The organism is Bacteroidota bacterium, assembly GCA_041658205.1.
Classification (GTDB): Bacteria; Bacteroidota; Ignavibacteria; order UBA10030; family UBA8401; genus UBA8401.
In genome coordinates, this window is the sequence record JBBAAO010000002.1 from 503,712 (window position 1) to 519,349 (window position 15,638).

Consider the following 15,638-nt stretch of genomic DNA (forward strand, 5'->3'; position numbering starts at 1 on the left):
GGTAGTGGCGTTTGAAGTTTTAAAAAAGCAGATTTCTTTGGTGCATCCAACAAACAGAAGGCGGACGAGCAGAACATCTAGGAATATAATGACGCGGGAACAATTTGAGCATATAGCACAGGAGGCGTTTGACAGTCTGCCCGCCGATTTTCGCGACCGTGTGGAAAATGTGCAGATTGTGGTCGAAGATTACCCTTCCGACGATGCGCTCGGCAAAGTGAAGGCCGATCGCACTTCATTGTTGGGGTTGTATCAAGGCATTCCGCTGACACATCGAGGACAATGGTACGGAATGAGCGCAACGGTACCGGACAAGATTTCTTTGTATCAAAAAAACATTGAGTCTGTCTGCCCGAACGAAGAGGAGATTGAGCTGAGAATCCGAGAAGTACTCTTTCATGAGCTTGGACATTATTTTGGGATGAATGAAGCGCAAGTGCGTAGTGCGATGAGACGATTTATGTAAACTACTAAGGCGTTTTATATGAAGTTCATGGATTATTATCATCACTAGAACTCATCTCAAGAATACTAAAACAACGGTCATTTTGAACCCTGATGCCACACTGAGCGAAGGGGATTGGGCTGTGGGAATTGAACATAGTATCAGATTTACCGTTATCATTTTGTATTATGCGGCACTACAAACAACGGGCCTTCGCCGTGCTAAGTAAAAAATATCCAAGGCTTCCGCCAAAAAGAAGGCAGACAAGTGCTCAGATCCTTCCCTCCGTTCCGGATCGCAATAGTCCCATTTTAAAAAATGGCGTCTAAAAACAATTCTATCAAAATTCAATTCTATCATTACCTTTCCACCCCACCTAAACTTTTCGTATATTACAGTGCAATTGTAAGGATTCCCCGACAGCGACCGGAAATGTTACAGAGCCGCGCGGGGAATGATGTTTTTTAGCGGGATTTGCCCTTTTCTATGTGCCTATGTGGTTTGCTTTTTAAAAATAATTCAAGTTTTTATTGTTATCTGTAATCTCACAATCTGAAATCTGTCGTCTGTTAATCGATGCTCTCTCTTAATAATCTTACCGTAAACTTTGGCGAACGTTACTTGTTCGACGATATCTCTTTCACCATCAATCCTCACGATCGCATTGGTCTTGTCGGCAGCAACGGCGCAGGCAAATCCACACTGATGAAAATCATTGCCGGAATCAATCCGCCGATGGAAGGAAGCGTGAACAAAGCGCGATTTGTCTCGGTCGGCTACCTTCCGCAGGATGCCGTGGTTGATTCGGACGCCTCTCTTTATAAAGAGGTGGAGTCTGCATTTGAAGATGTGTTACTGATTGAGCAGGAACTGGGCGAAGCATACGAAAAACTTGCGGTAACAGACCATACTTCTGAAGAATATTTGGAACTGCTTGAAATTATCGGTGAACTACAGCACAAACAGGAAGAAGCAGATGCTTACCGTTTGAAGTCGAAAATCGAAACCGTTTTGATGGGTCTTGGATTTACGATGCAGGATATGGAGAAGAACGTCCGCGCTTTCAGCGGTGGCTGGCAAATGCGTATTGCGCTGGCAAAATTATTATTAAAAGAGCCTTCCGTTTTGCTATTGGACGAACCGACCAACCATTTGGATATCGAATCCTTACAATGGCTGGAAGACTATCTCCGCAATTATAACGGCGCTATTATGCTTATTTCGCATGATCGTGCATTCCTCGATTCACTTACGAAAAAAACCTGTGCTCTTTCGCTTGGTAATATGGAGATCTATTCGGGCAATTATTCATTCTATGAAAAAGAACGAGTAATCCGCAAAGAGCTCGCAATGAACCAGAAAAAGAATCAAGAATCCCAATTAAAGCAGACGCAGGAGTTCATTGATCGCTTTCGTTACAAAGCAAGTAAAGCAAGACAGGTTCAAAGTCGTGTGAAGCAATTGGAGAAAGTGGAACTGATTGAGATCGAAGATGAAGAGGATGAGATCCATTTCCATTTTCCGCAGGCGCAATCCAGCGGCCGTGTGGTGATGGAACTGAAGAATATTCACAAAACATATCCATCATCGGATGGACAAGTGGGTGTGGAGAAAGTTGTGTATGAAGATCTCACCTATACAATTGAACGGGGAGACCGCATTGCTATCGTTGGCGTGAACGGGGCAGGAAAGTCTACCATTTCCAAGATTGCTGCGGGAGTGGAGCCATTTCAGTCGGGCGAGCGGGTAGAAGGATACAATGTAATCGTCTCGTACTTCGCGCAGCATCAGGCGGATGAATTGAGTCCGAACAAAGAGGTGCTGCAGACAGTGGATGAAGTTGCAGATGGGGAAATTCGTATGAGATTGCGGACTATTCTGGGATCATTCCTTTTTAAGGGAGATGATGTCTTCAAAAAAGTGAAAGTTCTTTCCGGCGGAGAAAAGAGTCGTTTGGCATTGGCGAAAATGCTTCTTGCTCCAGCCAATTTCCTGATTATGGACGAACCGACGAACCATTTGGACATGCGTTCCAAAAAAGTGTTGCAGGAAGCTCTCAAAGAATTCGATGGAACGTATCTGATCGTTTCGCATGATCGCGCATTTTTGGATACGATCGTTAACAAAGTGCTGGAGATTTCTCCGAATGGCGGTGTCCGTACATACCTCGGTAACGTGAGCGATTATATCGCGAAGAAAAAAGTGGAAAAGAAACAACTGTCAATTGACAATGGACAATTGAAGGCGGAGAAGAGAAATGCTGAAAAGGTCGCGGTCAATGCAAAGAGTGAAGAAAATCAGAAGTCAAAAGTTAAAAGTGAAACAGAGCATTCGAGGAAAAATTTACATCAGTTAAAGAAAAAATTAGAACAAGTGGAAAAAGATATCGCTGCTGTTGAAGAGCAGAAAGCAATGTTGGAAAAGAAAATGGCGGGCGAAGAGTACATTAAGTATCCGTTGAAAGCAAAAACCATTTCGGCAGAATATGATGCTGTCACGAAAAAACTGAATGTGTTGATGGAAGAGTGGGAAAAAGTTTCTTCAGAAATAGAATAAATGATAATGCAGAATGAAGAATGTAGAATGATGAATGGAAGCCAAAAAAGTTTGATTGTGATTCTTCATTCTCCACTATCCATTCTCCATTGATCGAATGATTAACCCCAAAAATATTTCTGCTCTTGGTTGGATGCTCTTCAGTGCGTTTTGCTTTGCGTTGATGGGAGCGTTTACACATTCACTGAAAGATACGTTCGACTGGCGCATAACCGGATTTGCACGCGCGTTTATCAATTTTATCTTCGTCCTCATCCTTGCCTATTTGACAAAAAAACCGTTAATGTTCTTCGATGTTCCCTCGTCGTTATGGTGGAGAAGTATTGTCGGCTCGCTCTCTATTCTTTGTACTTTCTACGTTTTTGCAAATCTTCCCCTGGCCGAAGCAACGTCTCTTGTGAACCTTGTTCCAATTTGGATGGCGCTCATTATTGCTTTTGTGGCGAATCAACCGATCCATCGTTCGGTGCTTATTTCTATCTTATGTGGAATCGCCGGTGTCTATTTTATTCAGCAGCCGCATTTCGATCAGGGAAACTTTGCTATTGTTGTGGGAATTTTTCAAGCACTGTTTGCAGCGGTTGCTGTTTATAATTTGCATCGCACAAAAGGACTTCATCCCACAACCGTTGTTGCACATTTTACCGGGGTCGCAAGCGTTATCACATTTGTTGTTTTGATTCCCTCGCTCCCTCATTTATTCGAAGGGGAGAAATATACCTTACCGGTGATTGGTGAATTGCTTGGGATCGGATTAACGGGAACAGCCGCACAGCTTGCTATGACGCGAGCGTATATGCTTGGAAATCCTGCACAAAATTCCACCGTCGGCTTGGCGCAGGTTGCATTTGCAACGGTGTTTGATGTTATAATTTGGGATCGATCATTCAGCCTTGAAACGATCATCGGCATTTTATTGATTACCATTCCAACCACATTTTTTGTCGCAAGAATTCAATTGCGGAACAGGGCGCAAGGAGTGTAGGAAAAGCGGCTGTTAGCAGTTGGCTATTAGCTTTTGTATGTATGCTAATAGCTAAAAGCCAAGAGCTAATAGCTCCATATTTTTTTAATTATGAACAACACATTTTACAATTCATTCGACACGCAATGCCGCGAAGATGAACGGAAGAACGACTATCGGACACCGTTTGAACAAGATCGGGATCGGATCATTCACACTGCTTCGTTTCGTAGACTGCAAGCAAAGACACAAGTATTTCTTTCCGGAGAATACGATTTTTACCGGACGCGGCTCACGCACTCATTAGAAGTTGCGCAGATTGGTAGAGCTATCTGTTCATACTTGCAGCGGAAGAGTCCATTCTTTTCTGATACATTTTATATCGATTCTCATCTTGTGGAAGCAATCTGTCTTTCTCACGATCTTGGCCATCCGCCGTTCGGACATGCGGGAGAACGGACACTGCACAACGTGATGAGACAATATGGAGGATTTGAAGGGAATGCACAAACGCTTCGGTTGCTTACGGAAACAGTTTATTCCGATAAAGTTTCGCGCAAGGGAATGAATCCTACTCGGTCATTTTTGGATGGCGTGTTGAAATATAAAACGTTCTACGGTGAATTGAACAATCCGAAAAATCACTTCATCTATAATGAGCAAAAACAGTTTCTCGATTTTGTTTTTGAAGGCGTTGATATCACAAAAGAAATTGAAGCAGGAAAGACAAGGGATTATTTTCGCAGCATTGAATGTCAGATTATGGACTGGTCGGACGACGTCGCCTATTCATTGAATGATGTTGCCGACGGGATTCATTCCGGATTTATCACACAGCAGAAGATTGAACGCTGGGCGGAATCACAGAAGTTCGACGAGGATCTGCAGTTGAGTTTGAAGAAACTGTTTGATGCTATGAAGGAGGGACGCGTTGAACGTTCGCTCTCCAGCAAAATCGGAAAATATATTGAATCGTGCAGCGTTGTGGAAACAATAAATGTGATGAGTGGAAAAACGAATCGGTACCGTTTTAATCTTGTGATCGATGAAAAAGCAAAAAAAGAATCGCAAATGTTCAAACAACTTTCGCTCGATCTGGTTTTTCTTTCCCCACAGCTTCACCAGTTGGAAAAAAAGGGGGATTACCTCTTAAAGAGAATCTTCGACACGTTTGCGGATAATTATCTTGGAAAAGAAAAATTTGAATTGAACCTGCTCCCAAAATATGTGGAGCAAAATTTCAGCACTGCATCGGACACCAACCACCGTGCTCGATTGCTCTGCGATTATATCGCCGGAATGACCGATGGTTTTGCTATTAGAACATACAAACGCTTATTCGATCCAGAGTTTGGTTCGATGGTAGATTTGATTTAAAAAACAAACCACAAAGACACTAAGGTCACAGAGAAAAAATTGTATAAGGCTTTATCATGGGAAATGAACAATGGTATAACATTAGCAATGTCGAAAGTATTGATTCTCCATCGTTGATCTTATACAAAGAACGGGTCAAAAATAATATCCGGCAATGTGTCCGTACGGTGAAAGATGTTTCACTGCTTCGACCTCATGTGAAGACGAATAAAATTGCGGAAGTGTGCAGAATGATGATGGAGGAGGGGATCTCGAAATTCAAATGTGCCACTATTGCTGAAGCCGAAATGCTCGGCTCGATTGAAGCCCACGATATTCTTCTTGCCTATCAACCAGTCGGCCCTAAAATCAATCGTTTACTGAAGATTGTGAAGCGATATCCCAATTCTCAGTTTTCTTGTTTGATTGATCATGTTCAGGCAGCGGAACATATTTCAAAAATCTTTCACGCATTCTCTTCAATTATCAATGTGTATATTGATTTGAATGTTGGTATGAACCGTACGGGAATTACACCTGCAAATGCCGAAGCGCTAATCAATTCACTCAAGAAATTTCCAGAAATTCATGTCGCAGGATTTCATGTGTATGACGGACAGATTAATAATCCCGATCCGGTGGTGAGAAAAAAAAGAAGTGATGAAGGATTCGCGCAAGTGACCGAGCTTTTAAATCTGGTACAGGAAAAATATCATCAAAAAATGACGATCATTGCGGGAGGTTCGACAACTTTTTCTGCGCATGCTGTTAGGGAAGGTGTTGAATGCAGTCCCGGAACATTTGTTTTTTGGGATTTCGGATACAAACAGATGATGCCGGAAGCGCCGTTCGATTATGCAGTGTTGATCTTGACAAGAGTAATCTCCATTGTCGATGATAAAACAATTACGGTTGATCTTGGCTACAAATCTGTTTCATCGGAAAATCCACAGCCGCGGGTCCACTTTTTGAACGCTCCGGATGCTGTTCCGGCAGCACATAGCGAAGAACATTTAGTGTTGGAAGTTCCGGATTCCAAAAGGTATTCACCGGGCGATGTGTTATACGGAGTGCCAAGACATATTTGTCCGACTGTTGCGTTGTACGAACGCATTACTGTAGCCGAAGGAAATTCGATCGTCGGTGAGTGGAAAATTATTGCAAGGGATAAAAAATTAGAATTTTAATAGCACTACCACATAGGCACATAGGACACAGAGAAAATCAATAGATCTGCCTTGTGTTTCAATCATTGAAAGAAATTATGGAAATTAAAAAAGACGACATTATTGAAGTGACCATCGAATCGACAGGATTTGAAGGGAAGAGTGTTGCCCGCATTGATGGGATGGTCGTCTTTGTTGACGGCGCCATAGCCGGCGATGTGGTAAAAGCAAAAGTTTATAAATCCAAAAAGAAATATGCCGAAGCGAAGTTAGTCGAACTTGTCACTCCTTCTCCTCAACGGACTGCCGCCCGCTGCAAATATTTTGGCGTGTGCGGTGGCTGTAAGTGGCAGCATGTTGAATACGCGACACAGTTGGGATATAAGCAGCAGCATGTTGCCGATGCGCTTGAACGGATTGGTGGATTCAAAGGATTGCAGATTGAACCAATTATCGGTTCAGATGATATCTTCTACTATCGGAACAAATTGGAGTTTTCGTTCAGCGACAAACCGTGGTGGACCGAAAAGGATATTGCCGATCTACAGGTTCGCGAAGGTATTGAAAATAATTTTGCGGTTGGTTTTCATGTGCCTCAGCGTTGGGATAAAGTGTTGAACATCGACGAATGTTTTCTGCAATCTGAACTGAGCACTGGAATTTTGAATGAGGTTAGAGCGTTTGCATTGAAGAACACTATTCCCGCCTTTTCACCTGACTCTGAAACCGGATATTTCCGTAATCTTGTTATCCGTGAAGGGAAGAATACCGGCGATGTAATGGTAAACGTAGTTTCGTTTGAAGATTCCCCTGAAGTGATGGAACGACTCTCTGCCGAATTACAAAAACAATTCCCCGAGATTACTACCATCATCAACAATATAACGAAGAAAAAATCGCAAGTGGCGGTCGGTGAATATGAAAAACATTATTATGGCGATGGGATTATTCACGATAAACTGGGAAAACATCTGTTTCAGATTTCAGCGAATTCCTTTTTTCAGACAAATACAAAACAGGCGGAACGGCTTTATTCCATTGCAAAAGATTTTGCTGCATTCAAACCGACTGATGTTGTGTACGATCTCTATTGCGGAACAGGAAGTATCGGAATTTATATTTCCGATTTTGTCCAGCAGGTGATTGGGATTGAATTGGTAGAAAGTTCCATCCAAAATGCCCGAAAAAATGCCGAGTTAAACGGTATCACCAATTGCGAATTTATCGCCGGAGATTTGAAAGATTTATTGACAAAAGATGTCGAGTGGAGAAAACGATATGCACAACCCGACGTGATTATTGTCGACCCGCCCCGCAACGGTATGCATCCGAAAGCGGTGGAAGAATTGGGAAGAATGAAAGTGCCAACAATCGTCTACGTCAGCTGCAATCCCGCGACACTTGCTCGAGACTTACAAATGCTTGCCAAGGACGGATATAAGATTGAGAAAGTGCAGCCGGTGGATATGTTCCCACACACATATCATATAGAATGTGTGGTGAAATTAGTCTTGGCTTGATAATTCTAAAATCCGATGGCGAGTCCGCTGTGAAAGAACACTCCGCCTGCCGAAAAATCTAGACCGACATTTTTATCGGTAACGGTGTTTGCAAATCCGTTAAATCCTAATACTCGATACCCCCCTTCAAGATGCACTGACACTGTTGGTAGAAAATGAATGTTCAACTGTGCGCTGAACCGATATCCCATTGTCTCCGAATGATAGTTGTTCGAAGATGTTGTCCGGATTTTGTTTGAGTTTGTGACTGCAAATTCTTCGTTCATATAACCGAGCGCGTAGATAAATTCTGCTTGAATCTGCGCAACATGATTATGGGTGGCCACACCAAAACCGAATGATAACGGATAAACGGTGTATTGTTCAGTAATTTCAGTTCGCAGCGATCCGACAACTGTTGATGAACTATTCACTTCCTCAGAGATATACGTGTATTTATAATCATTTTGCATCCTGCCGACACGCAGGATCAATAATTTATAATCGTTCAATGGTCGGGCCGTAAATGTGATTGTTAACTCTTCGAACGGTTTTGTCACGTCGGAAAATTGCTGATACTGATTGCCGTTTTGGGCGACTCCTTGATTGTCTACATCATTGACTTGTGTATGACTGTCGATATTCTCTTTCTGCAAATTATCATTAGAGATGCCATAGATGAACGCAAGTCTAAACTGTGGATATGTTTTTGTTGTATCCTTCAATGCCTGTGCAACGGAGTTTGAGACAAACATCATAAGCATGAAAACAATAACGAGGAGAGTGTTTCTCATGGAATTAATTCTTTAATGTTGCAATTCGTTTCAAGACGACATTTTTTTGAAAGATACCGGTGATTTGCTGAAGTTCTACGTAGTACATTCCCGAGGGATGATTATTGTACGGTTTCCATCCAATCAAAAAGGCACCGGCAGGATGACTGATGCTGTCTCGTAACACTGTAACTCGATCATGAAAACGATTATAAACACAAATTCGAATGTGTGGTGGAGAAGATTCAAGCGGCGGAATGACATATTCGATCAATGTGGTATCGATGAAAGGATTTGGACGGTTCTGTTTCAATTCACAAGAATTGGAAGGAATATTTTCGATTTCATTTAATCCACATGATCCGAACAGCACGGATACCAAAAGAATCATTATTTTCTGGTTCATAAAATTTCCGGAAAAAGTTCTACAATAAAAAAAAGAATATTACTATCAAGATCAACAACGGAAGTATAAACAGATGAAGAGTGTGAGTGGAAACACATAGAACAAGAAGGGCTTTTAACAAAGATATTTTGTAAAGAATTTCACAATGCGGTCTTCATACTCTTTTTTACCGATATCATGCACATCACTGTGTCTTGCTGACGCAACGAACCATAATTCTTTAGGCTCATTGGCAGCGATATATAATTCTTGTGTGTACTGATATTTGATAAACTTGTCTTCAATGCCGTGAATAAAAAAGATCGGTGCGTGAATTTTGGAAACTGCAGCTAGAGGAGAAACCTCACGGTGTTTAAAATGGGCGATCACTTCGCTCCGCTTCATAGAAATGTTGCGCAAAAAATGCCACGGCAGACGCATCAATCGCTTTTGATAGTCAACGGTGATCTGACGAAGCGTTGCAAATGCTGCTTCGGCTACAATCGCTCTAATGCGTGGTTCAATACTTGCAGCTTGTAATGCGATGGCCGCTCCCATGGAGGTCCCAAAGACACCGATGTTTCCCACAACAATTTTTTTCTCTGCACCAATCTTCCTCACTTCATCGATTGCTTTTTGCACGTCGTATTTTTCATGATAGCCATACGTACAATATCGTCCTCCGCTTTCGCCGTGTGCTCGTGAATCATAGATCAAGACATGGAAATGATTGTCGTGGAATACTTTTGCCAGCAACAAATCGCTCATTTTATTATCTGCAACGCCGTGCAGGTAAATAATTGTTCCGACAGGTTTTTCTGCGGCAATAAACCATGCACTCAATTGAGATTCGCCATCGCTTGCCGTAAATCGAAAATCATCGAACGTAAGTCCAAGTTGGGACGGAGAGATCGGTAATCCTTTGCTCAGATAAAAATTTTCACCGCGTCTTCTAGGATGCAGCAACATAATCGGACCGATCACGAAGACCAGAGCAGAACAGGTCAGCAAAAACGTCAGAAGAGCAAAGATGATAATAAGAAGAATACTCATGTTGATAAAAACAATACAAAGAAAAAAATATGATGGATCTGTCCGCTTTTTTACGGATTTTCTCAGGTGCGACACGAAGCGTCCCTTTGGGAAGGACTCATGTGAAGATGATTGTTCATTCTGCTCGAAGCCACTTTTTTATAAAATAATATGTTTAATCGCTTCGCAAACTCTTTCTATGTCGCCGGTTGTATTGTAAAAATGAGGCGAGATTCTGATCTTTCCTTCACGCAATGAAACGATAATGTTTCGAAGATTCAATTCTTGAAATACTTTTTCAGCGTTCGGTATTTTCAATGTTACGATTCCTGTTCGTTTGCGATGTTCCCTCGGAGTTATAGGTTCAATGCGATGGCGATCAGCAAAGTCCATCACCATATCGGTAAGGGAGAGAAGATGAGAATGAATATTTTTTATTCCTGCTTCGTTCAACAACGCTGCTGATTCACCCAGAGCAACAATTCCTGCGTTGTTTTGTGCACCATTCTCGTATCGTCTTGCAGAGTCGTCGAAATCCAAGCGATAGTCAAAAAGATTCGTAAAATAATCCTTGTTGCTAGTCCATCCCGCATACTGTTGTTGGATTCGCGACTGCATCTCTTCTGTGAGATAAATAAACCCTATTCCCATCATGGAAAGCATCCACTTGTGCCCGCCGCACGAGAGGAAATCGATGTGCGATTCAATCACGTCAATGGGTGTTGATCCGACTCCCTGAATGGCATCAACGCAGAAGATGACATTCTTTCGTTTACACAGCGCACCAATGTTCGGAAGATCGCATTTGAATCCGGAAAGAAATTGAACAAAACTGATCGATAACACTTTCGTTCGCGGAGTGATTGCTGCTTCAATATCATCCAAAGAAATTTCACCATCGTGATTTTTAATAAAATCAATTTCTACACCAATCCGTTTCAGGTTCAGGAATGGAACGACATTCGATGGGAATTCCATATCATTTAAAAGAATTCTATCGCCACTCTTCCAGTCGATTCCGTTGGCTAAAATGTTGAGTCCATCGGATGTATTGTTTACGAACCCAATCCGTTTCGGTGATGCATGAATGATTGTTCCGATCTGTTGTTTTGTATTATTGCTGATCTGGACAATCTGCGGAAAATCGTCGACGGTTCCTTCGGAACGGTTTTTTAGATACTGATCGATTGCATTTTTTGTACGGCTGTTTAATGGACTAATTGCGGCGTGGTTCAGCCAGAGTTTTCCCGTTTTCAGATGGGGAAATAACGATCGGTATTTTTCGGGGAGGTTTATCATTCTTTTTAATATAAACAGCAGTCAAAAGTGATGCAAGGTGCTGAATCAAAAACTATTTTTGTCCGCGCATCAAGTTTTGTATATTAATGCATGAAAGTTGCCTTAGTCCATGATTGGCTGACCGGAATGCGTGGGGGGGAAAAATGTCTTGAAGTGTTGTGCGAATTGTATCCTGATGCCCCGATTTATACGTTGCTCCATAATAAAGGATCAATGTCTCCGGCTATTGAATCAAAACGGATCATCACCTCGTTTATCGATCAACTTCCAGCGAAGCAGAAACAATACAGAAAATACCTTCCGCTGTTTCCATTTGCCGTTGCGCAATTTGATTTTTCGGAGTATGATCTTATCATTTCCACCAGTCATGCCGTTGTAAAAAACGCTCGTGTTAGAAACGGTGCGCTGCACATCTGTTATTGTTTTACACCGATGCGATACGTGTGGGATATGTATGATCAGTATTTCGGAAAAGGGAAAGCGGGAATGGTTACGCGAATGGCAATGATGATGATTGCCCCGATGCTTCGCTGGTGGGATGTGAAGACATCGTCAAACGTAACGCATTTTATTGCAATTTCCGAAGAAGTCCGTAAAAGAATTCACCGTCATTATTCCCGCGACGCCGAAATGATCTATCCACCGGTTGATACAGAACAATTTCAGCTTTCCTCAGTACAAGAAGATTTTTATTTAATTGTGAGCGCTCTTGTTCCATATAAACGTGTTGATCTTGCCGTGGAAGCATTTAATGAGAATGGAAAAAGATTGGTCATAGCCGGTACAGGTCCGGAAAGTGAAAAATTACGATCAGTTGCAAACCCAAACATCGAATTTCTCGGCTGGCAAAGCGATGATGAACTTGCTCAATTATATGCACGATGTACCGCGTTGATTTTTCCGGGAGTTGAAGATTTCGGTATTGTTCCATTGGAAGCACAGGCGAGCGGTAAACCTGTTGTTGCGTTCGGTCGGGGTGGAGCGTTGGAGACAATCGTTGATGGTAAAACGGGCCTCTTTTTTAATCAGCAAACGAAGGATTCGCTCCAAGATGCATTACAAAGAATTTCATTAATCAAATTTAATCCTTCCGATATCCGCCGCCACGCCCTTCAGTTTTCCCGCAGCAATTTCAGGCAGAAAATAAAGCAATCTATTGACGAAAAAGTACGGCAACATCTTAACAGACAATAACTTGCCGTTACCACACCCGTAAAATTCCGTTGCATTTCTACCACTTTTTTTTTACATTTGAAGTCCAATTTAGTATCAAGTCACATGCTTTGTGGGAGGGCGAATGCCATCTGAGCGCGATCATCACACATCAAAGGAAAATGCGTTTGAAATTGTGGTGATTCCGCAGGGAGATACCGGTTCGACTAAATCCTTCAAAGCCTCTGTATTGACGATAGTGCTCGTGTGTGTAGGAATAGTTGTGTTGATCGCATCGCTGACGGTAGCGACGATCGTATATACACCCGCGGGATTGCTCCTTCCGATGTCGGAAGAACAGTTGCAGAAGCGTTATGGTTCTGATCTGTTCGAAGTTCAAAAGCGATTGAACAGAATTTCCAGCGAAGTTCTCGTTCTGCGCGAATATAATAACAAGTTACGCAATGCATTAGGTCAGCAAAAGGTACCCGATGACAGCACCTTTGATGTTGGTGCTGTCAATTCATTATTGTCGGAAAATGATAAAGCGGTTACGAACATTTTAGAGACAAAACAAAATGTTCCCGTTCAATCTGTTCCATCCACCGAAATAACGTATCGTCCTGCGCTCAATGTAAAAAACGAAGCGACATTTCGTGCGGAGTTTCCGATCATCGCTCCTGCCGTTGGATATGTTTCACGGAGATTCGAATCAGAAAAAGGACATTTGGGGATTGATTATGCGGGGAAGATCGGATCGTTGATCGTGGCTGCGGCGGATGGATATGTAGTATTTTCAGGATACACTGCCGATGATGGACATACTCTGATGGTTTCACACGGCGGCGGATATTTGACAATGTATAAACACAATCAAAGTGTTTTAAAGACAGTAGGGGAGTTTGTAAAACGGGGGGAACCAGTTGCACTGTTGGGAAATTCCGGGAGGACAAGTTTTGGTCCCCATTTGCATTTTGAAGTATGGAATAACGGCAAAGCACAAAACCCAAACGATTATTTGATTGCGAGCGAACTCTAATGGCAGACAACACTTCGTTAAAAAATTTGAACCTCATCGGTGCAGGAACTACCGTTGAAGGAAAAATCCGGACCCAAGGAAGTATCCGTATAGACGGAAAATTGACCGGTGAAGTGCACGCGGCGGAAAATCTTGCCATTGGAGTGACAGGTGAAGTTGAAGGAGTTGTTACCGGACGAAGTGTTACCATCGGCGGCAAAGTGAAAGGGAATATCACATCGGTAGATAAATTAGTGCTGGAAGGAAAAGCGGTTGTGCGCGGCGATGTGAAAGCATCGAAGCTTGTTATTGATGAAGGGGCGGTGTTCGACGGGAAAGTGACGATGACGGAAATCCGTCCGACAGGACAGAATTACTAATGACACCGCAATCTCTTCTATGAAAACCGAAGAGGAAAAAATAAGCGGAATTTTGCAGACTGCCGCGCCATATATGACGCTCGGGCTGCAGATAGCGGCAGCGGTTGTGCTGTTTCTCTTTATCGGAAAATTTGCCGATGAACAATTTGGAACAAAGCCGTGGTTGATGGTTGCAGGAATTGTGATCGGCTTTACGGGAGGGATGATCCATTTTTTCCGCGAGGTAATAGCATTAAGCAATAAAGAGGAACATGAGCGCCGCAATAAAGTTTGATCTGAAATTTCTTGTGCAAATTTTCGCGGTGCTTGTTCTGGTTGGCGGACTCGGTTACTATCCGTTGATGAAGTTTGGATCGGAACAGGTGATTGTTGGGGTGGTAGCGGGAGTTGTTCTCAGTCTTGTCAATGTGCTGATCGGTTATATTGTGATACAGTTTTCGCTGAATAAATCGTACACCACATTTATTCAAATTGTGTTGGGCGGGATTGTGTTGAGATTGTTCGTGATGGTGGGATTGCTGCTGATTTGTGTTGGTTTATTAAAACTTCATTCGATCTCGGTAGTTGGTTCGTTGTTCGTCATGTATATCATTTTTTTGACAATGGAAGTATTATACATTCATAAAAAAGTTCAGAATTCATAATTTAGCTATTGCAGGTGCAACGTGTTTTCTTGGATCCTCTTATCAGAAAAAAAAGTTCATCAAGCAGCTGTTGACACTGTTCACGCAGTCGCAGATTCATCCGCCCACGCCGGTGGCGCAGTCCACGGTGGCGACGAAAATCTGTTTACTCAGTTGCTTCATCACATCTACGATTCCCGCGAGATAGAATATCCGACGTTTGATCTGCAACACCCGATCAGCCATCTGGAACTTCCGCATTTCGACCTGTTCGGCATGGACCTATCGCTGACGAAACATGTTGTGTTTTTATGGCTTGCAGCTGTACTTCTGGTGGTGACATTGACACTGGTCGCACGAAAAAATCTGAAGAACAAAGTCCCGAAAGGATTTGGCAACCTTATTGAAGTTTTTGTTGTCTTCGTCCGCGACGAGATCGTTGTGCCCAATATGGGCAAAGGGGGATTGAAGTATCTTCCATATCTACTCACAAATTTTTTCTTCATTTTGGTGATGAATCTGCTTGGGCTTATTCCGTTTGGCGCATCGGCAACAGGTAATGTCAGCGTAACTGCGGGATTAGCGATTATTGCATTTTTTATGATTCAGATTTCAGCGATCCGTGCGCAAGGTTTTGGTCACTATCTGGCGCATCTTACCGGCGGCGTCCATTGGGCATTGTGGCCGATCATGATACCAATTGAAGTGTTGGGTCTCTTTACAAAACCGTTTGCACTTTGCATTCGTCTTTTTGCCAATATGACCGGCGGGCACATTGTTATTCTTGCACTCATTGGATTGATTTTTGTCTTTAAGTCACTGGCGGTTGCACCGGTCTCGGTCGTTTTTGCGCTCGGAATTTACATGCTGGAATTATTCGTCGCATTCCTGCAAGCATACATTTTTACAATGCTGACGTCGCTGTTTATGGGACTTGGCATGCAGACGGAATCACACGGTCACGAACATTAATTCAATTAAATAAGCACA

At 42.6% G+C, this 15,638-nt stretch carries 17 protein-coding genes; 13 read left to right on the forward strand and 4 right to left on the reverse strand.

Translation table 11 applies throughout. The annotated features are described in order from the left end of the window. Window positions 1-88: 88 nt before the first annotated feature. From WDA22_14035 to rlmD, 7 genes are all read left to right on the forward strand, one after another. The gene (locus WDA22_14035; GenBank protein ID MFA5834594.1) at window positions 89-466 is read left to right on the forward strand and encodes a metallopeptidase family protein; all 378 of its coding nucleotides are present in this window, start codon (window positions 89-91) and stop codon (window positions 464-466) included. 82 nt (window positions 467-548) lie between these two features. Further along, complete coding sequence (locus tag WDA22_14040) at window positions 549-674, forward strand: hypothetical protein (protein MFA5834595.1); 126 nt, start codon at window positions 549-551, stop codon at window positions 672-674. A 347-nt stretch (window positions 675-1,021) separates the two neighbouring features. Then, window positions 1,022-3,001, forward strand: coding sequence for an ABC-F family ATP-binding cassette domain-containing protein (locus tag WDA22_14045; protein MFA5834596.1), 1,980 nt, complete (start codon window positions 1,022-1,024; stop codon window positions 2,999-3,001). Window positions 3,002-3,098: 97 nt separating this feature from the next. Then, complete coding sequence (locus WDA22_14050; protein ID MFA5834597.1) at window positions 3,099-3,986, forward strand: DMT family transporter; 888 nt, start codon at window positions 3,099-3,101, stop codon at window positions 3,984-3,986. Window positions 3,987-4,076: 90 nt separating this feature from the next. Beyond that, the gene (gene dgt, locus WDA22_14055) at window positions 4,077-5,342 is read left to right on the forward strand and encodes a dNTP triphosphohydrolase (protein ID MFA5834598.1); all 1,266 of its coding nucleotides are present in this window, start codon (window positions 4,077-4,079) and stop codon (window positions 5,340-5,342) included. Window positions 5,343-5,398: 56 nt separating this feature from the next. Next, window positions 5,399-6,508 carry a D-TA family PLP-dependent enzyme gene (locus WDA22_14060; GenBank protein ID MFA5834599.1) on the forward strand — a complete coding sequence of 370 codons (1,110 nt, stop codon included), beginning with the start codon at window positions 5,399-5,401 and terminating at the stop codon, window positions 6,506-6,508. Window positions 6,509-6,585: 77 nt separating this feature from the next. Further along, a complete protein-coding gene (gene rlmD, locus WDA22_14065; GenBank protein ID MFA5834600.1) occupies window positions 6,586-8,007 on the forward strand; it encodes a 23S rRNA (uracil(1939)-C(5))-methyltransferase RlmD in 1,422 nt (473 codons plus the stop codon). A 5-nt stretch (window positions 8,008-8,012) separates the two neighbouring features. On the opposite strand, the gene WDA22_14070 is transcribed toward rlmD, so the two are convergent. The 4 genes from WDA22_14070 to WDA22_14085 form a co-directional block, all read right to left on the reverse strand. Next, entirely contained in the window at window positions 8,013-8,780 is a 768-nt protein-coding gene (locus WDA22_14070) for a hypothetical protein (GenBank protein MFA5834601.1), read from the reverse strand. Between the two features lie 4 nt (window positions 8,781-8,784). Beyond that, window positions 8,785-9,165 carry a hypothetical protein gene (locus WDA22_14075; protein MFA5834602.1) on the reverse strand — a complete coding sequence of 127 codons (381 nt, stop codon included), beginning with the start codon at window positions 9,163-9,165 and terminating at the stop codon, window positions 8,785-8,787. A gap of 114 nt (window positions 9,166-9,279) precedes the next feature. Next, entirely contained in the window at window positions 9,280-10,197 is a 918-nt protein-coding gene (locus tag WDA22_14080) for an alpha/beta hydrolase (GenBank protein ID MFA5834603.1), read from the reverse strand. A gap of 138 nt (window positions 10,198-10,335) precedes the next feature. Continuing rightward, the gene (locus WDA22_14085; protein ID MFA5834604.1) at window positions 10,336-11,475 is read right to left on the reverse strand and encodes an aminotransferase class V-fold PLP-dependent enzyme; all 1,140 of its coding nucleotides are present in this window, start codon (window positions 11,473-11,475) and stop codon (window positions 10,336-10,338) included. A 90-nt stretch (window positions 11,476-11,565) separates the two neighbouring features. Between WDA22_14085 and WDA22_14090 the strand changes: the two genes are divergently transcribed. The 6 genes from WDA22_14090 (at window position 11,566) to atpB (ending at window position 15,620) form a co-directional block, all read left to right on the forward strand. Continuing rightward, window positions 11,566-12,669, forward strand: a complete 1,104-nt coding sequence (locus WDA22_14090) for a glycosyltransferase (protein ID MFA5834605.1) — start codon at window positions 11,566-11,568, stop codon at window positions 12,667-12,669. Between the two features lie 103 nt (window positions 12,670-12,772). Then, entirely contained in the window at window positions 12,773-13,666 is an 894-nt protein-coding gene (locus WDA22_14095) for a M23 family metallopeptidase (GenBank protein ID MFA5834606.1), read from the forward strand. Continuing rightward, on the forward strand, window positions 13,666-14,025 hold the full coding sequence (locus WDA22_14100) for a polymer-forming cytoskeletal protein (GenBank protein ID MFA5834607.1): 360 nt from the start codon (window positions 13,666-13,668) through the stop codon (window positions 14,023-14,025). The genes WDA22_14095 and WDA22_14100 overlap by 1 nt, the downstream gene beginning before the upstream one ends. Window positions 14,026-14,044: 19 nt before the next feature. Then, window positions 14,045-14,299 carry an AtpZ/AtpI family protein gene (locus tag WDA22_14105; protein ID MFA5834608.1) on the forward strand — a complete coding sequence of 85 codons (255 nt, stop codon included), beginning with the start codon at window positions 14,045-14,047 and terminating at the stop codon, window positions 14,297-14,299. Then, window positions 14,277-14,669, forward strand: a complete 393-nt coding sequence (locus tag WDA22_14110; protein MFA5834609.1) for a hypothetical protein — start codon at window positions 14,277-14,279, stop codon at window positions 14,667-14,669. The genes WDA22_14105 and WDA22_14110 overlap by 23 nt, the downstream gene beginning before the upstream one ends. 21 nt (window positions 14,670-14,690) lie before the next feature. Further along, window positions 14,691-15,620, forward strand: coding sequence for a F0F1 ATP synthase subunit A (gene atpB, locus WDA22_14115; protein ID MFA5834610.1), 930 nt, complete (start codon window positions 14,691-14,693; stop codon window positions 15,618-15,620). Window positions 15,621-15,638: the final 18 nt, after the last annotated feature.

Excerpts from the sequence above, each read along its gene's own strand:
- WDA22_14105 (MFA5834608.1), top strand. The coding sequence starts at position 14,045 with ATGAAAACCGAAGAGGAAAAAATAAGCGGAATTTTGCAGACTGCCGCG.
- rlmD (MFA5834600.1), top strand. The coding sequence starts at position 6,586 with ATGGAAATTAAAAAAGACGACATTATTGAAGTGACCATCGAATCGACA.
- WDA22_14060 (MFA5834599.1), top strand. The coding sequence starts at position 5,399 with ATGGGAAATGAACAATGGTATAACATTAGCAATGTCGAAAGTATTGAT.
- WDA22_14035 (MFA5834594.1), top strand. The coding sequence starts at position 89 with ATGACGCGGGAACAATTTGAGCATATAGCACAGGAGGCGTTTGACAGT.
- WDA22_14110 (MFA5834609.1), top strand. The coding sequence starts at position 14,277 with ATGAGCGCCGCAATAAAGTTTGATCTGAAATTTCTTGTGCAAATTTTC.
- WDA22_14080 (MFA5834603.1), bottom strand. The coding sequence starts at position 10,197 with ATGAGTATTCTTCTTATTATCATCTTTGCTCTTCTGACGTTTTTGCTG.
- dgt (MFA5834598.1), top strand. The coding sequence starts at position 4,077 with ATGAACAACACATTTTACAATTCATTCGACACGCAATGCCGCGAAGAT.
- WDA22_14085 (MFA5834604.1), bottom strand. The coding sequence starts at position 11,475 with ATGATAAACCTCCCCGAAAAATACCGATCGTTATTTCCCCATCTGAAA.
- WDA22_14075 (MFA5834602.1), bottom strand. The coding sequence starts at position 9,165 with ATGAACCAGAAAATAATGATTCTTTTGGTATCCGTGCTGTTCGGATCA.
- WDA22_14090 (MFA5834605.1), top strand. The coding sequence starts at position 11,566 with ATGAAAGTTGCCTTAGTCCATGATTGGCTGACCGGAATGCGTGGGGGG.
- WDA22_14045 (MFA5834596.1), top strand. The coding sequence starts at position 1,022 with ATGCTCTCTCTTAATAATCTTACCGTAAACTTTGGCGAACGTTACTTG.
- WDA22_14100 (MFA5834607.1), top strand. The coding sequence starts at position 13,666 with ATGGCAGACAACACTTCGTTAAAAAATTTGAACCTCATCGGTGCAGGA.
- WDA22_14070 (MFA5834601.1), bottom strand. The coding sequence starts at position 8,780 with ATGAGAAACACTCTCCTCGTTATTGTTTTCATGCTTATGATGTTTGTC.
- WDA22_14095 (MFA5834606.1), top strand. The coding sequence starts at position 12,773 with ATGCCATCTGAGCGCGATCATCACACATCAAAGGAAAATGCGTTTGAA.
- WDA22_14050 (MFA5834597.1), top strand. The coding sequence starts at position 3,099 with ATGATTAACCCCAAAAATATTTCTGCTCTTGGTTGGATGCTCTTCAGT.